The following is a 19,428-nucleotide window of genomic DNA, read 5'->3' on the forward strand; positions in this document are numbered from 1 at the left end:
CCAACATTCGATGGGCTGTGGACGTGATGTGTAGACGCATCCGGGCGGCACCACAATGAGCAAAAGAGGAGCAATAAAGAACGAGTTCGATATCACTTCGCGGATTGCACATTGATTGCGTATCTCGAGGCTCTGTACACCTGCCGCTCAACAGGCAACGACGGCGTGGAGGAGCAGGGCGATGAACAGACGGTGGACCCGCCGGACGGTGGTCACGGCCGCGGTCGGCGCACTGGCGCTAGGGATGTCCGGCTGCGGCGGGACGGACGGCAGCTCCGTGAACAGCGGCGCTGACAAGGAGCTGACGTACTGGTCGATGTGGAAGGAGGGCGAACCCAACCAGAAGGCCCTGGCCGCCCTTCTCAAGGAGTTCACGGCTGAGACGGGCATCAAGGTCACGGTGCAGTGGCAGGGCCGTGACGTGCTGAAGAAGCTTCAGCCGACCCTGAACACCGCCCCGGCGGCCGATCTGATCGACCGCAATCTCCCCGAGGTCAAGTCGCTGATGGTCTCCACGCAGACGGCAAGCGACCTCAGCGGGGTGCTGGACACGAAGATCCCGGGCGAGGAGGACAAGACCGTCGGCGATGTCGTTCCAGACACGTACCTGCAACTGGGCCAGGCCGACGGCAAGCAGGTCGTGATGCCGTACAGCATCGTCACCAACGGCCTCTGGTTCGACGGGAGTGCGCAGCCCGAGGTCGTCTCGGACGTCCCGAAGACCTGGGACGACTTCCAGCAGCTCCTCGACGAGCGGAAGAAAGCCGGCACGAAGCCGCTGGCCCTGGACGCCGACATCCCGGACTACGCGGGCTACTGGTACACCAACTTCGTCGTCAGCCGCCTCGGCGCCGGCGCCTTCCACCAGGCCGCGGGCGACAAGAGCGGCAAGCTCTGGAAGGAGGACGGCTACGTCAAGGCGGCCGAGCGCGTGAACCACCTCGCCAAGGGCGGGTACTTCGCCGACGGCTACGACGCCAGCAAGTTCCCGGCGATCCAGCAGAAGTGGGCGGCCGGCAAGGCCGACTTCATCCTCATGGGCTCCTGGATCGCGGGCGAGACCAAGACGTACGCCAAGCAGGGCTTCACCTACCGCTCGCTGCCCTTCCCCTCCGACGGTGCGTCCGCGTCCCCGGTCGAGGCCAGCACGTACGGCTGGGTCGTCCCGTCCAAGGCCCGGCACAGCGAGGCCGCGCAGAAGCTCATCGCCTTCCTGTACGGCAAACAGCGGATGCAGGCGTACGCCGACGCGACACAGGGCATCGTCGCCCGCGAGGACGTGAAGGTCGCCGACGCGATGGCCGACGCCGCCGCGGCGATGAAGGACAACGGCACGTACCAGACGTTCGACGGTGCCAACCAGGACTACGCGGAGTGGTGGACCAAGGTCTTCCAGCCGCTCAACACCAAGCTGGTCACCGGCAAGCTCTCCGCCACCGCGTTCACCGATCAGCTCGCCTCCCAGAGCGCCGACTTCTGGAAGCGGGCGGGCTGATGACGACCGCCGTCAGTGACGGTGCCCGACGGGTGAGGGCCGGCCGCGCCACCGCGGCCGGCCGGGCGGCCCCGGCCGGCGCCTTCGCCCGCTACCGCAAGCGCCTGTACGTCCCCTTCGTCGCCCCGGCGTTGCTGCTCTACACGGCGTTCCTGCTGGCCCCCGTCGCAGCGACCGTCTGGATCAGTCTCCACACGTGGGCGGGCGCCGGGCCCATGGAGTGGGCGGGAGTGAGCAACTACGAGCGGATGTTCCAGGACCCGGTCTTCCGCCAGTCCTTCTCCAACACGCTGCTGCTGCTTCTGGGCGGCGGCGCCGTCACCTTCGCGCTCAGCTTCGGGCTCACCATGCTGCTGCGCGACATGAAGGGACGCTCCGCCGCCCGCTCGGTGATCTTCTTCCCCAATATCGTTCCGCCCCTGGTGGTCTCGATCCTGTGGGGCTTCCTCTTCCAGGCCGACGGCCTGGTCAACGCGGCGCTCCGGGCCATCGGCATCGCGCACCCGCCGGCCTGGCTGGCCGAGGAGAACCAGTTCAAGGTCATCCTGCTCGGCATCGTCTGGATGAGCACCGGTTACTACACCACGATCATCATGGCCGCGGTGGACCGTATCCCGCCCTATCTGTACGAGGACTGCGCCCTGGCCGGGGCGAACGCATGGCAGCGCTTCCGCCACGTCACGCTCCCGCTGTCCTGGGACGTCATCGGCATCTGCGCGGTCCTGTGGACCATCAACGCGATGAAGACCTTCGAGTTCATCATCGCGATGGCCGGCTCCTCCAGCGCCCTGCCGGCCACCAGCACATGGACGGCCTCCCTCTACGCATACGCCTCCGCCTTCATGCCGTCGGGAGTGCCGCAGTACGGCATCGCCTCGGCCTCCGCGGTCGTCACGCTCGTCATGGTCGCCGTCCTGGTGGTACTGATCCGCCGGGTGATGCGCCGCGACGCGCTCGAGTTCTGAAGGGTCCGGTACCACGATGGCATCTTCCATCCCCTCGACGATGCGCGCGGGGCGGGCCCAGCGGCTGCTCGGCTCCCCTCCCGTGTGGCTCTTCGTCGCCTTCAACGTCCTTGTCCTGCTGTGGATCCTGGCCTCCGCCGTCAAGCCGACCCGGGAGATCATCGCCTCGCCCTGGTCGCTCCCGGACTCGCTGCAGTGGGGGAATTTCGCGCGCGCCTGGGACGCTGGGAACTTCGGCACCTCCACCCTCAACTCCCTCGTCCTGGTGGGGGCCACGGCCCTGGCGACCGTGCTGGTCGCGGCCCCGGCCGCGTACGCGCTCAGCCGGCTCGGCGCGCGTTCCGCAGGCGCCGGCACCTCGCTCTTCGCGATCGGCCTCGGCATCCCCTCACACGCAGTCTTCCTGCCGCTGTACCAGGCGATGGCTCCGCTCGGGCTGGTCAACAGCCTGTGGGGCCTGTGGCTGCTCTACACCGCCACGTCGATGCCGTTCGCGGTCTTCTTCCTGACCGGGTTCTTCCGCTCACTGCCCGCCGAACTGGAGGAGGCGGCCGCTCTGGACGGGGCGACGCCCTTCTACACGTACTGGCGCATCATGCTGCCCCTCGCCCGTTCCGGACTGATCACCCTTCTGCTGCTCAATGTCATCCAGCACTGGGGCGAGACCTTCTTCGCGCTCGTCTTCATCCAGGACCAGAAGCTCCAGACGCTGCCCCTCGCACTGCTCGGCTTCCTGCAGCAGATGCAGTACAGCGGCGCCGACTGGGGCGGGATGTTCGCCGGAATCGCGATCGTCGTGCTGCCGCTGGTGGCTCTCTACGTCTGGCTGGGCCGACGCATCATCGAAGGCATGACGCTGGGATCCGGAAAGTGACGTCGGGACCGAGAGTGATGCTCGGCCCGGACACGTGCCGATCGGCCAGGGGACAGGCGCCGATCGGACCGGACAAGTGCCGCTCGAATCCGGCACGCAGCCACCGCAAGAACGTGAAAGGAAACACTCCCTGTGTCACCTCGCCCGAGGGCCCTCATCGCCATGCCTCCGGCCGTGGCCGCGCTGGCCCTGCCGGACGACCTGCGAGCGAGACTGCGCATGGTCTGTGATGTGCCCGATCTGGTGGCCGACGACTTCACCCGCCCCGAGGTGCGCGAGGCCCTGGAACACACCGAGGTCCTGATCTCCGGCTGGGGCTGTCCAGCCGTCGACGCGGGCCTGCTCGCCGATGCCCCGCGGCTGTCAGCGGTTCTGCATGCGGCAGGATCGGTCAAGCCCGTACTGGCCCCCGCGGTGTGGGAGCGAGGCATCACCGTCTCCTCGGCGGCACTCGCCAACGCCGGGCCGGTGGCCGACTACACCGTCGCAGCGATCTGCCTCGCCGCCAAGCGGGCCTTCCGCGTGGCGGCCGACTACCGCGGAGGGCACCACCAGGACCTGACGCTCAGCCCTCGCACCGGGATGCTGGACCGCACGGTCGGCATCGTCGGCGCCTCGAAGATCGGGCGGCTGGTGCTGGAACGGCTCGCGGGTACGGGCGTACGGCTCCTGGTGCACGACCCGTATCTGGGCCTGGACGAGGCCACGGAACTCGGGGCGCAACCGGTGTCCCTGGACCGGCTGCTGACCGGTTCGGACATCGTCTCGCTGCACGCCCCGCTGCTTCCGGAGACCCGCCATCTGCTGGACGCACGGGCGCTCGGTCTGCTGCGGGACGGCGCGGTCCTCGTCAACACGGCACGCGGCGGGCTGGTCGACACCGACGCACTGCTGGCCCACTGCGAGGACGGCCGCATCGATGCCGTACTCGATGTGACGGACCCAGAACCGCTGCCGCCCGGACACCCCCTGCTCGCGCTGCCCAATGTGCTGGTCACGCCGCACATCGCCGGCGCGATGGGGTCGGAGGTGCGGCTGCTCGGCGAGTTCGCGGTCGACGAGGCGGAACGCTTCGCCGCCGGAAAGCCGCTGCTGGGCGAGGTCCGGGCTGAGGACCTGCCCCGGATCGCCTGATCCACGCCTCCACCTGGCCCACACGCCCAACGGCGACGCCGCGCCCTCGTCTCCACGAAGGCGCGGCGTCCAGCTGTCCGCGGCGGCTCAGTGGCGGCGGCCGCCGCAGGAGGCACGCACCACCAGGTTCGGCCGCAACTGCACCTGATGCAGCGGTGAGGCTTCGCCCTCCTTGAGCCGTCGCAGCACGACCTGCGCGGCCAGTCGGCCCACCTGGAACTTGGGCGGGGACACGGCGGTCAGCGGGATCTCCGCTACATCCGCGAACTCGTTGTCGTAGCTGACCATGGCGAGATCCTGCGGGACCCGCAACCCGGCCCGCCGCGCAGCGGACTGCACCAGCGCGGCCTCGCGGTCACCGAAGCACAGCACACCCGTGGCGCCCCCGGACATCAGCCGCGCGACGGTGTCGTCGGCCCGCTCGGGCCCCCAGTCGTCCATCAGCGCACCGTCGTACACGGCCTCGGGAAGCCCGAAGTCGGTGACCGCGCGGGCGAATCCGTTCCTGATCGGGTCGGCCGTCGGGCCGTCCCAGCGCAGCACCAGTGCCAGCCGCTCATGGCCCAGGGAGTGCAGGTGCCGTACCGCGTCGTACGCACCGCCCTCGTGATCGGTGCGCACATGCTCGGTCGGGTCGCCGGGGCCCGCTGCCGTCAGCCGCCGCTCGACGAGCACCGCGGGCACCGGCAGGGCCAGCAGCTCCTGCGCGCGCCGGCCGGGATCGCCCTCCGCGTGCAGGCCCGGTACGAGCAGCAGGCCGTGCACCCCGGCCGCCAGCAGCTCGGCGATCGCCGTGTCCTCGGCCTGCGGGTCATAGTGCGAGCAGGCGAGCACCAGTCGGGCGCCGGCCTCGGCCAGGACCTCTTCGATGCCCTGGAGGACACGCGGGTAGTACAGCGTGGTGTCGGGGACGAGAACACCAACGATCCAGCGATGGTTCGGCGCCCGGGGAGTCCTGCCCTGCGCGAAGGTGCCCGCGCCCTGACGGCGCTCGACCAGGCCCTGGACGACCAGTTCCTCGTACGCCCGGCGGACCGTTGTCACGGACAGGCCGGACTCGGCGGCGAGCGCCCGCTCGGTGGGCAGCTTGCTCCCCGGCGGCCAGGTGCCGTCCTGGATGCCGCGGCGCAGATCGGCGGTGAGCTTGCGGAATTTCAGTTCCCGGGCCGGCACGGTCCCCCCTCGATGTCGCGTCGCCATCATTCCGAGTCGACACAGACGCATTGAACAAGCAATACGCAGTCGATGGCGTATTGCTCATTGAATCCTCTCTTCGGAACTCCCTAGCGTCCGTGCGCAATTCCGCCGCACTCCTCCCAGGCCATCGAGGACCGCCATGGACGCACGCCCTGCCTCGCCCCTGTCCCGCCGCAGACTTCTCGCATACGGCGCCGCCGCCACCGGAGCCGTGTCACTCCCCTTTCTCCCGGCCGTCACCCCGGTTGCCGAGGCCGCCGAGTCACCCGTTCTCACGGAGCTGGAAGAGCGTGCGCTCGCCCTCCAGCCGCCCGCGTTCCTGCTGGAGTCCGCCGTCCCGCCCCAGATCACCTCCGATGCGGGTGGTTCGCTCTCCATCAGCGACGCCCACTCCGTCTGCGGACAGCACGCGATGCGGTGGGATCACGGAGCGGGCTCCGTGATCACCATCGCCTCGGATCTGGCCTGGGCCCCCGACCCGTACGATCCGAAGCCGCTCGCCGACCAGGCCTGGCAGGGCACGGTCGACACGTTCTCGGTGTGGATCCACAACGAGACCGCCGTGGACGACGTCGTGCGCTTCGAGTTCGGGCGCGGCGCGCGCACCGACTGCTGGTTCGAGTTCCGGCTGGACTTCACGGGCTGGCGCACCGCCTGGGTGCGGTACGCGTACGACATGCACGGCCGCCCGCGGGCGGGCATGGACACCGTCCGCATCATCGCCCCGCGCCGCCCCGGCACGCTCTGGATCGACCAGCTGCTGCTCAATGTCGCGCTGCGCCCGGACGCCCCGACCCGCGACGCGCAAGTCCCCGAGGTCTGCATCGAGGGAGACGACTGGGACCAGTCGCACTGGCAGGCGCTCTACCTCTTCGACCGCGTCCTCACCCGTACGCAGGTCGAGACGCCAGAACCGTCCAAGGCCGAACTCGACGCGCTCCAGGGCCTGGTGACGCGCTACCACGACGACTACCTCGCTGCCGCGCCGAAGGTCGACGACGCGTACGTCACCTCCCTGACCGGCCAGGCCGACACGCTGCTCACCGGCCGCCCCGTCTTCTCGTACCAGTCCCAGATCTATCCCCCCGAGATCGGCACCGACCTCAAGACCTTCGTCAATGCCGCCACCCTGCGTGCCGTCACCGACCTGATGCAGAAGGTCGCCCAGGCGTACGACGTGGCGAGTGCGGCCCACCGGCCGGCGCTCGGCGCGCTCTATGTCCGGTTCGTTCGGCGGCTGCGCGAGCAGGGCTGGACGTACGGCAGCTGCCAGGGCACCATCCATCATCTCGGGTACGACATCCGCGGCTACTACGACTCCGTGTTCCTGATGCGGGACGTACTGCGCGAGGCCGGGCTCCTCGAGGCGGTGCGCGCTGATCTGACCTGGCTCACCGGCTTCGGCCGGATCTTCCGCGGCTTCGACCACCGCAACGCCCACGGCTCGACTGCGGACATCCTCAACACCACGGTCCGCGGCAAGCTCGCCGTCGCCCTTCTCCAGGACGGCGAGGCACGGCAGATCGCGTATCTGAAGGCGTTGCGCGACTGGCTGAGCGCCTACCTGCTGCCCACCGACGGCATCCAGGACGGCTTGAAGACCGACGGCACCACCTTCCACCACGTCGGTTTCTTCCCCGACTACGCGCGTGACGGCTTCACCGGACTCGCGCCCGTCGTCTACGTGATGAGCGGCGGGCTCTTCCGCATCTCCCCCGAGGCCCACGAGACCCTCAAGCGGGCCGTGCTCACCCTGCGCGTCGTGGCCAACACCACCCAGTGGCCGATCGCGATCAGCGGCCGCAACCCGGCCGGCACCACGGGCCTGACCATCACGCCCTTCCAGTGGCTGGCCATCGCCGGTACGCCCGACGGCAGCCAGGACCTCGACCCCGAACTCGGCGCGGCCTTCCTGCGCCTGCTGCCCGCCGTGCCCACGACCGCCCAGAAGAAGATCGCGGCACGGCTCGCGGCCGCCGGCATCACCGCGGAGAGCGCCCCGTCCGGGGCCTGGGCGTACAACTACGCGGCTCTCGCGGTGCAGCGGCGCGACGACTGGCAGGTCACCGTCCGCGGCCATAACCGCTATCTGTGGTCCACCGAGATCTACGACGGCTCCAACTGGTACGGCCGCTACAACACCTACGGCCAGATCCAGGTGCTGCACCGCGGCGCCCCCGTCACCAATCTCGACAGCGGCTACAGCCACGACGGCTACGACTGGAACCGCCGCCCCGGGACCACCACCCTCCACAAGCCGTGGACCGAGCTGAAGGCCGACCTCACCGGCACCATCGAGGAGATGCTGCTGACCGAGGAGGCGTTCGCAGGGGCGCACACCATCGACGACCGCAACGGCATGTTCGCGATGCGGCTGCGCGAACACCCCAAGTACGACGGCACGCACCGGGCCCGCAAGTCCGTCTTCCTCTTCGAGGGGCGCCTCGTCGCCCTCGGCACCGGCATCTCCAACTCCGACACGGTCAACGAGACCGAGACGACCCTCTTCCAGGCCCGTCTGGCCACCACCTCCGCACCCGTCTGGGACGGCTCCCCCGGCCCGGTCACCGCCTTCCCCTACGAGAACAGGAGCTCCCGGAGCGACGCCTGCTGGCTCCTCGACGGCACGGGCCTGGGCTACTACGTCCCCGCCGGCCAGGAGCTCGCGGTGCGCCGCAGCACCCAGGTCTCCCGCCACCACGGCACCGATGCCGAGACCCGCGGCGACTTCGCGACCGCCTGGCTGTACCACGGCACCGCCCCGCGCGACGCCTCGTACGAGTACGCGCTGCTCGTCGGCGCCACCCCCGAGACGATGACAGCGTTCACCGCGGACATGGCCGACCCCGACCGGGCCCCGTACCGGGTGCTGCGTGCCGACGACACCGCGCACATCGTCACCGACCGCGCCACCGGCATCACCGGCTACGCGGTCTTCGAGGAGACCCGTTCGTTGTCCGGCGGTGTCGTACGGGCCGTGGACACCCCAGTACTGCTCCTGGCCCGGGCCGACGGCGACGCCCTGGTGCTGTCGGTCTGCGACCCGGACCTGCGGCTGTACGAGGGCAGGGATGAGGCCCAGTACGAGAAGGGCGAATACACCGGTCACTGGAGCCCGTACTCCCGCCCCTGGCTCACCAGCCCGAGCACCCCGCACACGGTGCGGGTCACGCTGGAGGGCCGCTGGCGCGCGCAGCCCGGCGCACCCTGCACGACCCGCGCCGATGGCGACCGCACCGTCGTCGGCTTCCGCACGGTGGACGGCCGCCCCGTCCAGGCCCGTCTGACAAGGGAGTCATAATGCAGAGGATCCACCGCGCCTTGTTCGCCGCCTCGTTGACGGCATCGCTACTCACCGGCGCCGCGCACGCTTCGGCCGATTCGTCTCTGGTGGACTCGGCGACCCCGACGGGCGTCCAGCCCACGGCGGGACCCGACGGCACCCTCGTGTTCAGCGACGAGTTCACCGGCACGGCCCTGAACACGGCGAAATGGAACGTCCGTGACCAGGAACGGACGGAGTCGGACCGCACGGACGGCATTCGCTGGTGGTACAAGCCCGCCAACGTGCGCGTCATCGCGGACAACGGCGGCAACCTCGCCATCGACCTCAAGCAGCTCGGCACCGCCCAGTACTCCGGTGGCCGCGTCGACACGGACGGCATCTTCGACTACACCCACGGCACGATAGAGGTCCGTCTCCACGTTCCGCCCACCGAGGGCCATCTGGGCGCGGTCTGGCTGCAGACCCACTCCTGGGGGAGCGTCCTCGGCAGTGCGGAGGACGGCGCGGAGATCGACCTGATCGAGAGCGCGTACAAGTCCGACAAGTACGCCGCCACCATCCACTATGACGGCTACGGCGCCGACCACCAGCAGTCGGCCCAGGTCGTCGCGGCCCCGTCCCTGCACACAACGCACTACCACACAGTCGGCCTCAACTGGACAGCCACACAGATGGAGTTCACCTACGACGGCACGGTCGTACGCACCGTCACCGACCCGAAACTGATCAGCCAGGTGAAGGAGTACCCGATCCTCTCCCACGAAGTCCTGGACTGGGCGGAGGGTGATGTCACCACCGCACCCCTCGACTACAACTCCACGATGTACGTCGACTACGTGCGGGTCTGGCAGTAGGGGCAGTGAGCGGCTCGAGCCCCAGCGCGGTCGCGACGAGCTCAAAGCCGCTTGACGAGACAGAGCAGCCTCGGGGCGGGGCGGGTCGGCCCTACAACACCCGGAAAACCGGTTGTTCACGGGCGGCCTCGCGCCAGTGGCGTGAGAACAGTAGAGCGACTAACGGTGATCAAGGGGTTCCGGATGGTCGAACTCAAGGACGTCCTGGACCTGGTCAAGAGGTACGAGGCCAAGCAGGTCACCCTGAACATCGAAACGAAGGTCGAGGCGGGCGCGCCGGAACAGACGGCGCCGCGTCAGCTGTTCGTCCGCCGGGTGTACGAGGAGATCCACACCTCGGGCATCGAAGACCAGGTCGCCATCCAGTCCTTCGACTGGGGCGCACTGAAGGCCATGCACGAACTCGCTCCCAGGTGGCCGCTGGTGGCACTCACCAACTACGACTTCCTCCAGGTCGGCAAGCCCGGCGCCTCACCATGGCTCGGTGGGATCGACGCCGACGACTACGACGGCGACTTCGTGAAGGCGGCCGCCACCATCCCCGGCGTCAAGGCCCTCTCCCCCAACTACGGCTTCCCGCAAAGCGGCAAGATCGGTGACCCGGGCTTCCGCTTCTACCCCGACCAGGCGATGATCTCCGAGGCGCACGCCCGGGGGTTGAGAGTCATCCCGTGGACCTGCGACGACCCGGCCACGGTGGAGGCTCTGATGGACATGGGCATCGACGGCATCATCACCAACTACCCCAACCGTGTCCGGCAGATCATGGCCGACCGCGGTATGCGCCTGCCCAAGGCCTACCAGCCGCGCTGACTTTTCCCCAGGCGCCAGGCACGGTTGCCCGGGTAGGGACTGGATGCGGCCTGGCAGCGGATGTCGCCGCTGCCAGGCCGGATGGCGAGTGGGCAGGGATGACGGGGGCGGGATCACCGACCGGCGATCGACGGATTGCTGCGGCGGCTGCGGACCGGTGCGCCCCCGCGGCACCTGCCGGAACGTTCCGCGGGACCCGGCTGGATCCACGACGCCGCGGTATCCCGTACCGCCATCCCCGAGCGGGCCGACCAGATCGCCGACAGGTAGCGCATCCCTCACCGGCCGACGCCAGGGAGCACCTCGGACCGAGGCCATCTCGCTGAACTTCGCCCGTGCGGCCAGGCAAGGGAGGGCTCGTATGCTCTCGCTGTCACACCGGCAGGGGGATGCGGGCGCAGAACCAGTACAGGCTGACGGCCACGACAGGAGCCGTCATCGCGGGCAGGGCCCAGCGGTGCGCGGGGCTCCGGCGGAGCAGGACCAGCGGCGGGAACAGCAGGGCGATGAGGCCCAGTTGCACCGCCTCGATGCCGGCGTTGAAGCTCAGGAGCGACAGCAGCAGCTCCCAGGACCAGCTCTCGTCGATGCCCAGCGCGCCGGCGAAGCCCAGGCCGTGGATGAGACCGAACACGAAGACGACCGGCAGCCGCCACCGGGCGGTCCGCTCGCGGTCGCGGTACCGGAGGTTGGCGAGGGCCACGACGACGATCGACGCCGCGATGACCGGCTCGACGATCTCTCCCGGTACGTCCACGACCCCCATGGCCGCCAGCAGGAACGTGACGCTGTGGGCGGCGGTGAAGGCGGTCGCCGTAAGGACGACGTCGCGCAGGCCCCGGGCCCCCATGAGCAGGGACAGCAGGAAGAGGATGTGGTCCAAGCCGAACAGCAGGTGCTCGGCACCGAGCAGGAAGAACTCCCCGACTTGGCGGGACTCCTGGTGTTCGGCGGTCTTCAGCGTCGGTGCTGCGGTGGTCAGGACCGCGGAGCCCCTCTGCCCGTCGAGGTCGTAGTCGACGATCGTCTCCGTGCTGTGGACGAAGGTCTCGGCGTCGGGGAACAGCGCGCTGGAGATCTCATGGGTGTCCCCGGCGCCGCCGGGGCACGCGTAGGTGAGCTTCAGCACCGCGAAGGACCGCTCGCCGCGGGTGTGTACGTCCGCGTCGCCCGCCATGGATGGCGTGCACGGCTTGTCGTCGTAGGCGATGGCGAGGCGCTCGGTGACGTACTCGGTCACGGCGTCGGCGTTGATCCGCAGCTGGCGAATCTGCTCGGACCGGCCCTTCGCGTCGTACGCCTCCGCGTAGAGCCAGGCCGACTTCATGAGCAGGTCGTACTCGAGGTCGAGCACGACCTCGGCGTCGGTGCCGGTGCCGGTGTCGGTGTCGGTGACCTCGGCGTAGGCGGTGGTGTTCGCATCGTGCGCGGCGGCAGGGGCGGGATGGACGAGGCCGGCTGTGAGCAGGCCACAGAGAATCGCCGCGGCCGCGAGAACGGCGGCGGGCAGACGTCGGCTCGGCAGACGCCGGGACAGCAGCGGGACAGAACGCATGGGAAGGTCTCGGGATTCCGAATCGGGGAGTGGAGGACGGCGGCCGCCGCCCCGGGCCTGCTCGGTCCGGGGCGGCGGCGATCGGGGCTATCGCGTCATCCGGTCACTGCCGGTTCGACGGCGCGAACCACCGGTACTCCTCGGAGTCCGGTCCCCAGGTGCCGGGACGGCCGTCGGCGTCCTTCGTGACGAAGACGCTCGGCTCGGATGCGGTCACGCCGCCGCCGGTGGAGCGCGCCGTGACGAGCCACGCGTACGCCGTGCCGGGCTTGAGGTCCTTCCAGGTCGCCGAGGCGACCTCACCGGAGTCGACCTGGCTCGTCCCGATGACGCTTACGGGGTTGTAGAGCGCCAGCGAGTCGGTCTTGAAGGTCGTCGTACGGGTGCTGAGGTCGACCGGCAGGACCATGTTGTCCTCGAGTCCGTTGTAGCGGTGGTTGGTGTCGTACTCGGTGGCGCCGAACTCGTCGAGCAGCGGGGAGTAGGTGTCCACGATCAGCTCGGAGCGGTCGACGTCGAACTGGAGCATCCGGAAGAAGCTCGCGCCGAACTGCAGCTGATCGGTGGGCTGGTACCCGCCGATCTCGGTGAGCCCGAGCCGGTCGGCCGACACCGTGTAGAACTGGTAGTCCGCCAGCAGCTCGACGACGTCGTGGCCGACCTGGCCCACCTTGGTCTTCACGTTGGTGCCCACGCCGTGCTCGTGGCCGGCGAGGATGAGGAAGACGTTCGGGTTGTTCTCGACCACCTTCTTGTAGAGCATCGAGCCGTCGGGCGCGGCGAACTTGGCGCCGCGCCCGTCAGGGTTGCTGCTCGGCGCGAGGTAGTCGTGCGAGAGCAGGATGCCGTTGCGGTCGGGGTACCGCTTGAAGATCGAGTCGGCCCACTCGGCCTCCTCGCGCGTCACCCCGTACGACAGACCGACCACGACGAAGTCGAGCCCGCCCGCGGAGAACAGGTCGTAGTGGTTCTGGTTGTCGCCCTCGCGCCACGGGCCGCCGTACTCGGCGTGCTCCCAGCCCTTGGACAGCGCCGCGTAGCGGTCGGGTCCGTAGTACTGGTTGTAGAGCGCGCCCGGACCGTTCTCGGTGCCCGACTGGTTGTCGTGGTTGCCCGCGATGACACCGTTCGGGACGCCGGCGTCGTCCAGGACGCCCTGCTGCCTCGAGGACACCTCGAACTCGCCGACGACCTGCTGCCGGGCGGCCTCGTCGGCGGGCTTGCGGATGTTGTTCTCGATGATGTCGCCGGTGTGGGCGACATACGCGATCTTGCGGTCGTTCCTGTTCTTCTTGATCCAGTCGACGATGCCGCCGTAGGCGGACTCCCAGACCGCGCGCTCCTCGGCAGTCTCCTGCTCCACCGCACCCTCGGAGAGGTACTGCGTGTCGGTGAAATGGACGAGCGAGAAGTCGTACGAGCCGGGGTCTGCGAAGCCGTTGGGGTCGCCGGGGTCGATATCGTCGGCGAACGGGTCCTCACCCGTCACCATGACGTGGACCTGCTGGTGGTCGATGTACGTCCGGTCGACCACGGCGGTCAGGACGGTGTCGCCCTCGGCGGCGCCGCGGGCGCTCGTCAGGACGTCCCACGCCTCGGTCCGTGTGTTCCACACCCGCAGCGCCGCCAGCCGCTCGGGGTCGATGACGCCCTCCCAGCGCAGCACCGGGGAGTCCACGTGCCCCTCGACCATCACGTCGAACCGCTGGTACGTCACGTCCTGGCCGGCCGGGGCGTCGAGCGTCTTGCCATCGGCGGGCTCGAGTCCCTTGGCCGACACGCTCTTCTCGCCCTTGACCCGCAGGGTGGTCGGGACGGACGCGGCCGTGCCCTCGTACACCTGGTTCGGGGTGAGGATCTCGGCCTGGGAGAACGTCGTGTCCACCGTGCCGCCGTCGGGCTCGGCCACCTTCGCCGAGAGCGTCACATCGCCGTCCGCGTCGGTCGTGCCCGAAGCCGGGGCGAGGTCCGCGGGGACGTCCGGGATGCCCGCGGAGGAGAAGACGAGCTCGCGGGTCCCGTTGTTGCCGAGGCCGTCGGTGGCGGTCACGGACAGGGTGTGCTCACCCGCCGACAGGCCGGGGCCCACCGCGGAGCCCAGGTCGATCGGCTTGCCGTCGAGCTTGACGTCCGGTCCGGTCACGACGCCGGAGGCGTCCTCCACCCGGACGTCGAGGACGACCGACGCGGTGATCTTCTGACCGGCGGCCGGGGTGCTCTGGGCGACCTTCGGCGCCGAGTTGTCGCTGACCAGGACGCGGGTCGCGGTCTCGCCCGTGTCGGAGGTCGCGGCGAAGGTGTGCTTGCCGTCCTCGATCTTGGTAGTGTCGAGGTCGGCGCGCAGACCACGGGCCGGACCGTCCACCAGGAACTCGAGGTCGATCTCGGTCAGCGGGTTCACGTTGTCGCCGCAGTTGCCGTCGCCCATGCTGTACGAGCTCTTCAGCATCTGGCCGGTGGCCGTGCCCTTCGCCGGGGTGACCGTGAGGGCCGAGATCGCGAAGTCGTCGCGGTTGTCGCCGCACGATGTCGGGGAGGTTCCGGTCACGAAGTCGACCGTGTTCCAGCCGGGGACGAGCCACTCGTTCGGGAACGTCAGCTCCACGTGCCGACTCACGAAGTCCCTCTCGAGCACCAGCTTCTGGCCGTTGACGAGCACGTAGTTGCCGTAGCGCGCCTCGATCGAGTTGCTGCCCACGGTGAAGCCGAGGGTCGCGTCACCCGAACCGAGCGTCTCGGAGACGTGCACCGCCGGGGCGTCGATCGTGTAGTGCAGCGTGGCCTCGCGCAGGGCGTCGCCGCTGCTGCCGCAGGCGCCGTCGCCCATGGTGTACGACGCCTCGATGTCCTGCCCCGTCACGGTGGCGCCGTCGAGGGCCAGCGCGAGGTCGGCGATCGCGAAGTCGTCGCGGTTGTTCCCGCAGGACTCCTTGTAGTCGCCGGTGACGACCTTGATCGTGTTGTCGCCGGGCACCAGGAACCGGGCCGGGATCGCGATGTCCACCCGCTGGCTCACCCAACTGCCGCCCAGGTCGACGCGCTTGCCGTTGACCAGCAGGTAGTTGTCGAACTTGTCGTCGATCGAGTTCGCGCCGACGTCGAAGGAGAACGTCGCCACGCCGTTGCCGAGCGTGGCCTTGGTGGGAGGCTCGGTGCCGTCGACGGTCAGGGACTTGACGCCGCCATCACCGCCCGCCGGGGTCGTTGCGAAGACCGGCTGGGTGCCCCTCGCGAGCGTGCCGTCCTTGGGCAGCAGGCGCGGTGCTCCCGCCGGGGCGTTGTTCACGGTCACGGTGTGCTTGACGGTTGCGCCCGAGGCGGTCGTGGCCGTGATGCTGTGCTCACCGTTGGCCAGCTTCGCCGTGTCCACGTCCGCCGTGAGGCCCGTAGTGCCCTGCGGGTCGCCCAGGACGAAGAAGCTGAGCGCCGCGTTCTTGAGCAGCGAGGTGTTCGAGCCGCAGCTGCCGTCGCCGAAGGAGTACGTGTACTCGTTCTCCTCGCCGTCCGCGATCTCGCCGAGCAGTTCGAGGCCCACGTCCGACAGGACGAAGTCGTCGTAGTTGATGCCGCACGCGCTGTCGACCGTGCCCGCGAAGATCTCGACCTTGTTCTCGCCCTTCACGAGGTGCTCGTTCGGGATCTCGATCGTCGCCCGCTCGTTGACGAGGTCGCCGATCTCCACCCGGTACGCGCCGTTGACCAGCACGGAGTTGTGGTATCGCGCCTCCGTCGAGTTCGACCCGACGTCGAAGCTCAGCCGGGACACCCCCACCGTCTGCTCGGCGTCGAGCTCGTCCCCGTCGATCGCCAGGCTGTTCACGTCGTCGTCGGCCGCGGTCGGAGTGGCCGCGAACTTCGCCGTGCCCTCCAGGTACGCACCGTCGTCCGGAGTGAGCGTCGGCAGGCTCGTGGTGTCGCCCGGCTCGCTCTGACCCGGCTGCTTCGCCGGGTCGGGGTCGGCGGGTGCCGCCGCAGCGTTCCCGCTCATGAGCAGCACCGCGGCCATGGCCGCGGCGGCGAGGGGATACCCGCCCCGTATGCCACCGATCCGTCTTCGTCGCGCTGTCGGTTGCATCAGCCGCAGTCCTTCCTGTCGCCCAAAGATGAAGGGCACACCACGGCGGTCCGTTGCATGCCCATGGCAACTAGCCTGGGCGGCACAGATGAACAGGACGGGATCGGGCGTCGAAGGCAAAGGAAACAACACCAAAGCGTCGTCAAGAAGTGACGCGGCGACAGTTGCGGCTGAGCCGCTGCACATCGGCCGCGCGGAGGCAACCGAAGGGGCTGTCCATTGCGTCCACCCGCCGCTCATCGACATCGCGGACTTCCGGCGCGCCCAGGAACTGATCGCGGCGCGCGGCATCGCCGGGGCTCAAGAAACACCGAGCCCGCCGCCACACCCAGCAACTCCAGGGCGTTGTCATCTGCGGCCTGAGCGACGCCAGATGGGCACTCACTGGCTCCACGAGACGGCCTACTACGGATGCAGCTTCCCCGACCAGCACACCGATGCCCCCGCCGTCATCCGGGACTGCGACCAGAAGATCACCTGGTACCGGACTCTGATCGGGTACGGAGCCGCCGCGCCCGAAGCCATCGCCCAGTGGATCGCCCGGAGACCGAAGCCTGCCGAGCTACCGCCGCGGTCCGGCTCCGTGCCCGCAGGCGTTCATCGACGAGTTCACGCCCGGCTGTTAGGGGCAGCGTCATGCGTGGTCACACCGCTTCCCGGTTCCCCGGCCCGAAGCCTGGCCCGCCGGGACGAGCCGGTGTTCACGGGCGTAGCCCGCCAGCAGCGCGCGCAACTGGCGACGCCCCCGATGCAGTCGGGACAGCACCGTGCCGACGGGGGTCTGCATGATGTCTGCGATCTCCCGGACGGTGAAGCCCTCGACGTAGGCGAGGTAGACGGCGATCTGAAAGTCCTGGGGAATGGTGTGCAGGGCCGCTTTGACGTCTGCGTCGGGCAGGTGGTCGAGCGCCTCGGTCTCGGCGGAGCGCAGGCCGGTCGACGTGTGCGACTCGGCGCGGGCCAGTTGCCAGTCCTCGATCTCCGCCGTGCCGTCCTGCTGCGGCCGGCTGCTTTGTGTGCGGCGGGAGTTGAGGAAGGTGGTGGTGAGGATGCGGTAGAGCCATGCCCTGAGATTGGTGCCGTCGCGGAACTGATGGAACGAGGCGTAGGCCTTGGCGTACGTGTCCTGGACCAGGTCCTCGGCGTCGGCGGGACGGCCGGTCATGCGCAGGGCGGCCCAGTAGAGGCGGTCGAGGAATGCCAGGGCCGGTTCGAAACGAGCCTGGAGAGCAGCCTCGGACTCCCTCCCGTCCTGCCGCCCGCCGTCGGCAGCGTCCGTGTCACTGCTGCGCGTGTACCGCGGGGCGCTGCCGGGGCCGTCGTAGTCCTCGGGTGGCAGCGCGAGGTCCGTTTGGGGGGTGCGTGGGTGGGCGCGGGGCCTGACGATTCCGTCGCCGGCGGGCAGCGGGCCATCGCCACCGAGGCGTGCTCGCGTCGTGCCGCTCGGCGCAGGCGCGAGCAGCGAGTCCGGGGCGGCCCCGGCGCTGGTTTCGGTAGTGGTCATGATGCCTCCTTCAGGGTGCGGCGACAGCCGGCCCTCAGCTTTCGATGTCAGATGCGTCGGCGGCAGTTCGGCTCCGTGGCTTCGCGGTCGGACGTCAACGCCGAGGGATTCACAGTTCCCCCTGGTCAAGCGACAGTTCGGACCCGTGTCCTAGTAGCGCGAGACATGCCGGTACCTCGTGCAGCGCGAGGACGACGGTGGTGTCGGGCAAGTCCGCGAGGATGCGGAGTACGTGTCGGGCGGTTCGGTCGTCCAAGCCGGTGGTGGGCTCGTCGACGATCAATACATGAGGCCGGGTGGCATGACGGCGGCGGCACGGTGCGGGTGGCGCCCATGCAGGTCATGGGCGAGGGGTGGATGGCCCAGTTCACCGACCAGCAGGGAGCCCGGTTCGCGGTGTTGCAGCCAGGCACAGCGCAGAGCGGGCTGGAGAAGACATCCGAGGACAACACCCTGGTGTGGGTGGAACTCCACGTACCCGACCCGGTGGCCGGGATCGGCTTCTACCGCACCCTCTTCGGCTGGCGCTCGCAGGAGATGCAGGCCCCCGGAATGACGTACCGGGTGCTCAGCCTCGAGCACGGCGACCAGCAGGACACATCCTTCGGCGGGGTGGCCGCGCTCCAGGAGGGCGGCCACGGGGCGAGCTGGGTGCCGTACTTCGCGGTCGCGGACGCCGACGAGACCGTCAGGAAGACGGAGGACAACGGCGGCTCGGTCCTGATGCCGGCGGCGGACGTACCTGACGTCGGCAAGATCGCGTGGCTGGCGGACACCGCCGGTGCGGTCTTCGCAGTACTCAAGCCCAACCCGCGGCAGGCGTAAGCGGGAAGACACTGCCGGCCCGGTCCACCGACACTCGGAACCTTCGCCTCTGCCTAGGCTCTCCCCACGCCTTGAGCGCCAGAGCCCGCACGTTGCCGATCCCGCACAGGAACGTCAGCCCACCACGGCCGCCGTGATCACGGTCACCACTCGTAGCGTGATCTCCCGCTCGAAGCTCACGCCGACGACCTTCGGCCCCTGGTGCTTGTCAGGCCATGACTCGGAAGCTGTGGGCGCGCCTGGGTCCGGAGCCCTGACGGTCGGCATCGGTGCTCCGCGGAGCCCCGGCTAAGGTGACGTCCGCTCTTCAAGAACCCTGCACTCGGGAGACCTTCCCCATGTCTTCATCCGCCCCGTACAACTCTGCTGCGCGCCCTGGGGCCTCCCCGTCTGATGCAGAGGCCGTCTGGGCGGTGATCACCGGCATGTACGAGGCGTACGCTGCCGGGGACCGCGTGGCGATCGACGCGCGGCTCGATCCTGAGGCGACGATCTGGGATTCGGCGGCCGATGGGCTGCTGCTCGGCAAGGGGGACCTGGACCGCCTGCGCGACGCGCGGCCGGCGGCCGGGGGTGGTCCGGTGGAGACCGGCCTCGACGCCTACGAACCGGTGGTCGACGTCTTCGGCGACATGGCGTTGCTGCGTTACTGGCTGCGCGTCGACTTCGCGGCCGCGCCGGATGGCGGTGTGCTCCGGCCCGAGCTGGTGCGCAACAGCGTGGTGCTTCGCAGGGGCGCCGACGGTGACTGGCGCATCGTGCACCTCCACGAGGACGTACGGCAGCCGGGCGGGGTTCCGGAGCCCGGAGCCTGAGCCTGAGTGTGCGAAGTGCACGAGTGGCCTATCCCG

13 protein-coding genes and 1 pseudogene are annotated in these 19,428 nt (G+C 69.3%); 9 read left to right on the forward strand and 5 right to left on the reverse strand.

The window, feature by feature from the left end; genetic code table 11:
- Positions 1–181 precede the first annotated feature (181 nt).
- The 4 genes from ABT009_RS11910 (at position 182) to ABT009_RS11925 (ending at position 4,468) form a co-directional block, all read left to right on the forward strand.
- The gene (locus tag ABT009_RS11910) at positions 182–1,495 is read left to right on the forward strand and encodes an ABC transporter substrate-binding protein (RefSeq protein WP_351292281.1); all 1,314 of its coding nucleotides are present in this window, start codon (positions 182–184) and stop codon (positions 1,493–1,495) included.
- Positions 1,495–2,460: a carbohydrate ABC transporter permease gene (locus ABT009_RS11915; protein WP_351292283.1), complete on the forward strand. Its 966-nt coding sequence runs from the start codon at positions 1,495–1,497 to the stop codon at positions 2,458–2,460. The genes ABT009_RS11910 and ABT009_RS11915 overlap by 1 nt, the downstream gene beginning before the upstream one ends.
- A 16-nt stretch (positions 2,461–2,476) precedes the next feature.
- On the forward strand, positions 2,477–3,334 hold the full coding sequence (locus ABT009_RS11920; RefSeq protein ID WP_351292285.1) for a carbohydrate ABC transporter permease: 858 nt from the start codon (positions 2,477–2,479) through the stop codon (positions 3,332–3,334).
- A gap of 132 nt (positions 3,335–3,466) precedes the next feature.
- Positions 3,467–4,468, forward strand: coding sequence for a hydroxyacid dehydrogenase (locus ABT009_RS11925; RefSeq protein WP_351292288.1), 1,002 nt, complete (start codon positions 3,467–3,469; stop codon positions 4,466–4,468).
- A gap of 87 nt (positions 4,469–4,555) precedes the next feature.
- On the opposite strand, the gene ABT009_RS11930 is transcribed toward ABT009_RS11925, so the two are convergent.
- Positions 4,556–5,641 (reverse strand): substrate-binding domain-containing protein, encoded by a 1,086-nt coding sequence (locus ABT009_RS11930; protein WP_351292290.1) that lies wholly within the window; start codon positions 5,639–5,641, stop codon positions 4,556–4,558.
- Positions 5,642–5,804: 163 nt separating this feature from the next.
- Here ABT009_RS11930 and ABT009_RS11935 point away from each other — a divergent pair, with 163 nt between their 5' ends.
- The 3 genes and pseudogenes from ABT009_RS11935 to ABT009_RS11945 form a co-directional block, all read left to right on the forward strand.
- Positions 5,805–8,966 (forward strand): chondroitinase family polysaccharide lyase, encoded by a 3,162-nt coding sequence (locus tag ABT009_RS11935; protein ID WP_351292291.1) that lies wholly within the window; start codon positions 5,805–5,807, stop codon positions 8,964–8,966.
- Positions 8,966–9,805: a glycoside hydrolase family 16 protein gene (locus ABT009_RS11940; RefSeq protein ID WP_351292293.1), complete on the forward strand. Its 840-nt coding sequence runs from the start codon at positions 8,966–8,968 to the stop codon at positions 9,803–9,805. Before ABT009_RS11935 ends, ABT009_RS11940 begins: the two co-directional genes overlap by 1 nt.
- Positions 9,806–9,973: 168 nt before the next feature.
- Positions 9,974–10,618: pseudogene (locus ABT009_RS11945) on the forward strand (glycerophosphodiester phosphodiesterase family protein); the annotation flags it as partial.
- Between the two features lie 373 nt (positions 10,619–10,991).
- Here ABT009_RS11945 and ABT009_RS11950 read toward each other — a convergent pair.
- The 3 genes from ABT009_RS11950 to ABT009_RS11960 all read right to left on the reverse strand — a co-directional run bounded on the left by ABT009_RS11950 (position 10,992) and on the right by ABT009_RS11960 (position 17,587).
- Positions 10,992–12,173, reverse strand: coding sequence for a HupE/UreJ family protein (locus ABT009_RS11950; protein ID WP_351292295.1), 1,182 nt, complete (start codon positions 12,171–12,173; stop codon positions 10,992–10,994).
- Positions 12,174–12,276: 103 nt separating this feature from the next.
- A complete protein-coding gene (locus ABT009_RS11955; RefSeq protein WP_351292297.1) occupies positions 12,277–16,161 on the reverse strand; it encodes a metallophosphoesterase in 3,885 nt (1,294 codons plus the stop codon).
- Between the two features lie 721 nt (positions 16,162–16,882).
- Positions 16,883–17,587, reverse strand: a complete 705-nt coding sequence (locus tag ABT009_RS11960) for a sigma-70 family RNA polymerase sigma factor (RefSeq protein ID WP_351292954.1) — start codon at positions 17,585–17,587, stop codon at positions 16,883–16,885.
- Between the two features lie 498 nt (positions 17,588–18,085).
- Here ABT009_RS11960 and ABT009_RS11965 point away from each other — a divergent pair, with 498 nt between their 5' ends.
- Positions 18,086–18,577 carry a VOC family protein gene (locus tag ABT009_RS11965; RefSeq protein WP_351292299.1) on the forward strand — a complete coding sequence of 164 codons (492 nt, stop codon included), beginning with the start codon at positions 18,086–18,088 and terminating at the stop codon, positions 18,575–18,577.
- A gap of 114 nt (positions 18,578–18,691) precedes the next feature.
- Here ABT009_RS11965 and ABT009_RS11970 read toward each other — a convergent pair whose 3' ends face one another.
- Positions 18,692–18,844 carry a hypothetical protein gene (locus tag ABT009_RS11970; RefSeq protein ID WP_351292301.1) on the reverse strand — a complete coding sequence of 51 codons (153 nt, stop codon included), beginning with the start codon at positions 18,842–18,844 and terminating at the stop codon, positions 18,692–18,694.
- A gap of 71 nt (positions 18,845–18,915) precedes the next feature.
- On the opposite strand from ABT009_RS11970, the gene ABT009_RS11975 reads away from it, so the two are divergent.
- Positions 18,916–19,392 carry a DUF4440 domain-containing protein gene (locus ABT009_RS11975; protein WP_351292303.1) on the forward strand — a complete coding sequence of 159 codons (477 nt, stop codon included), beginning with the start codon at positions 18,916–18,918 and terminating at the stop codon, positions 19,390–19,392.
- Positions 19,393–19,428: the final 36 nt, after the last annotated feature.

Origin of the sequence: Streptomyces sp. NPDC002896, from assembly GCF_040295225.1 — a bacterium.
Lineage (GTDB): Bacteria > Actinomycetota > Actinomycetes > Streptomycetales > Streptomycetaceae > Streptomyces.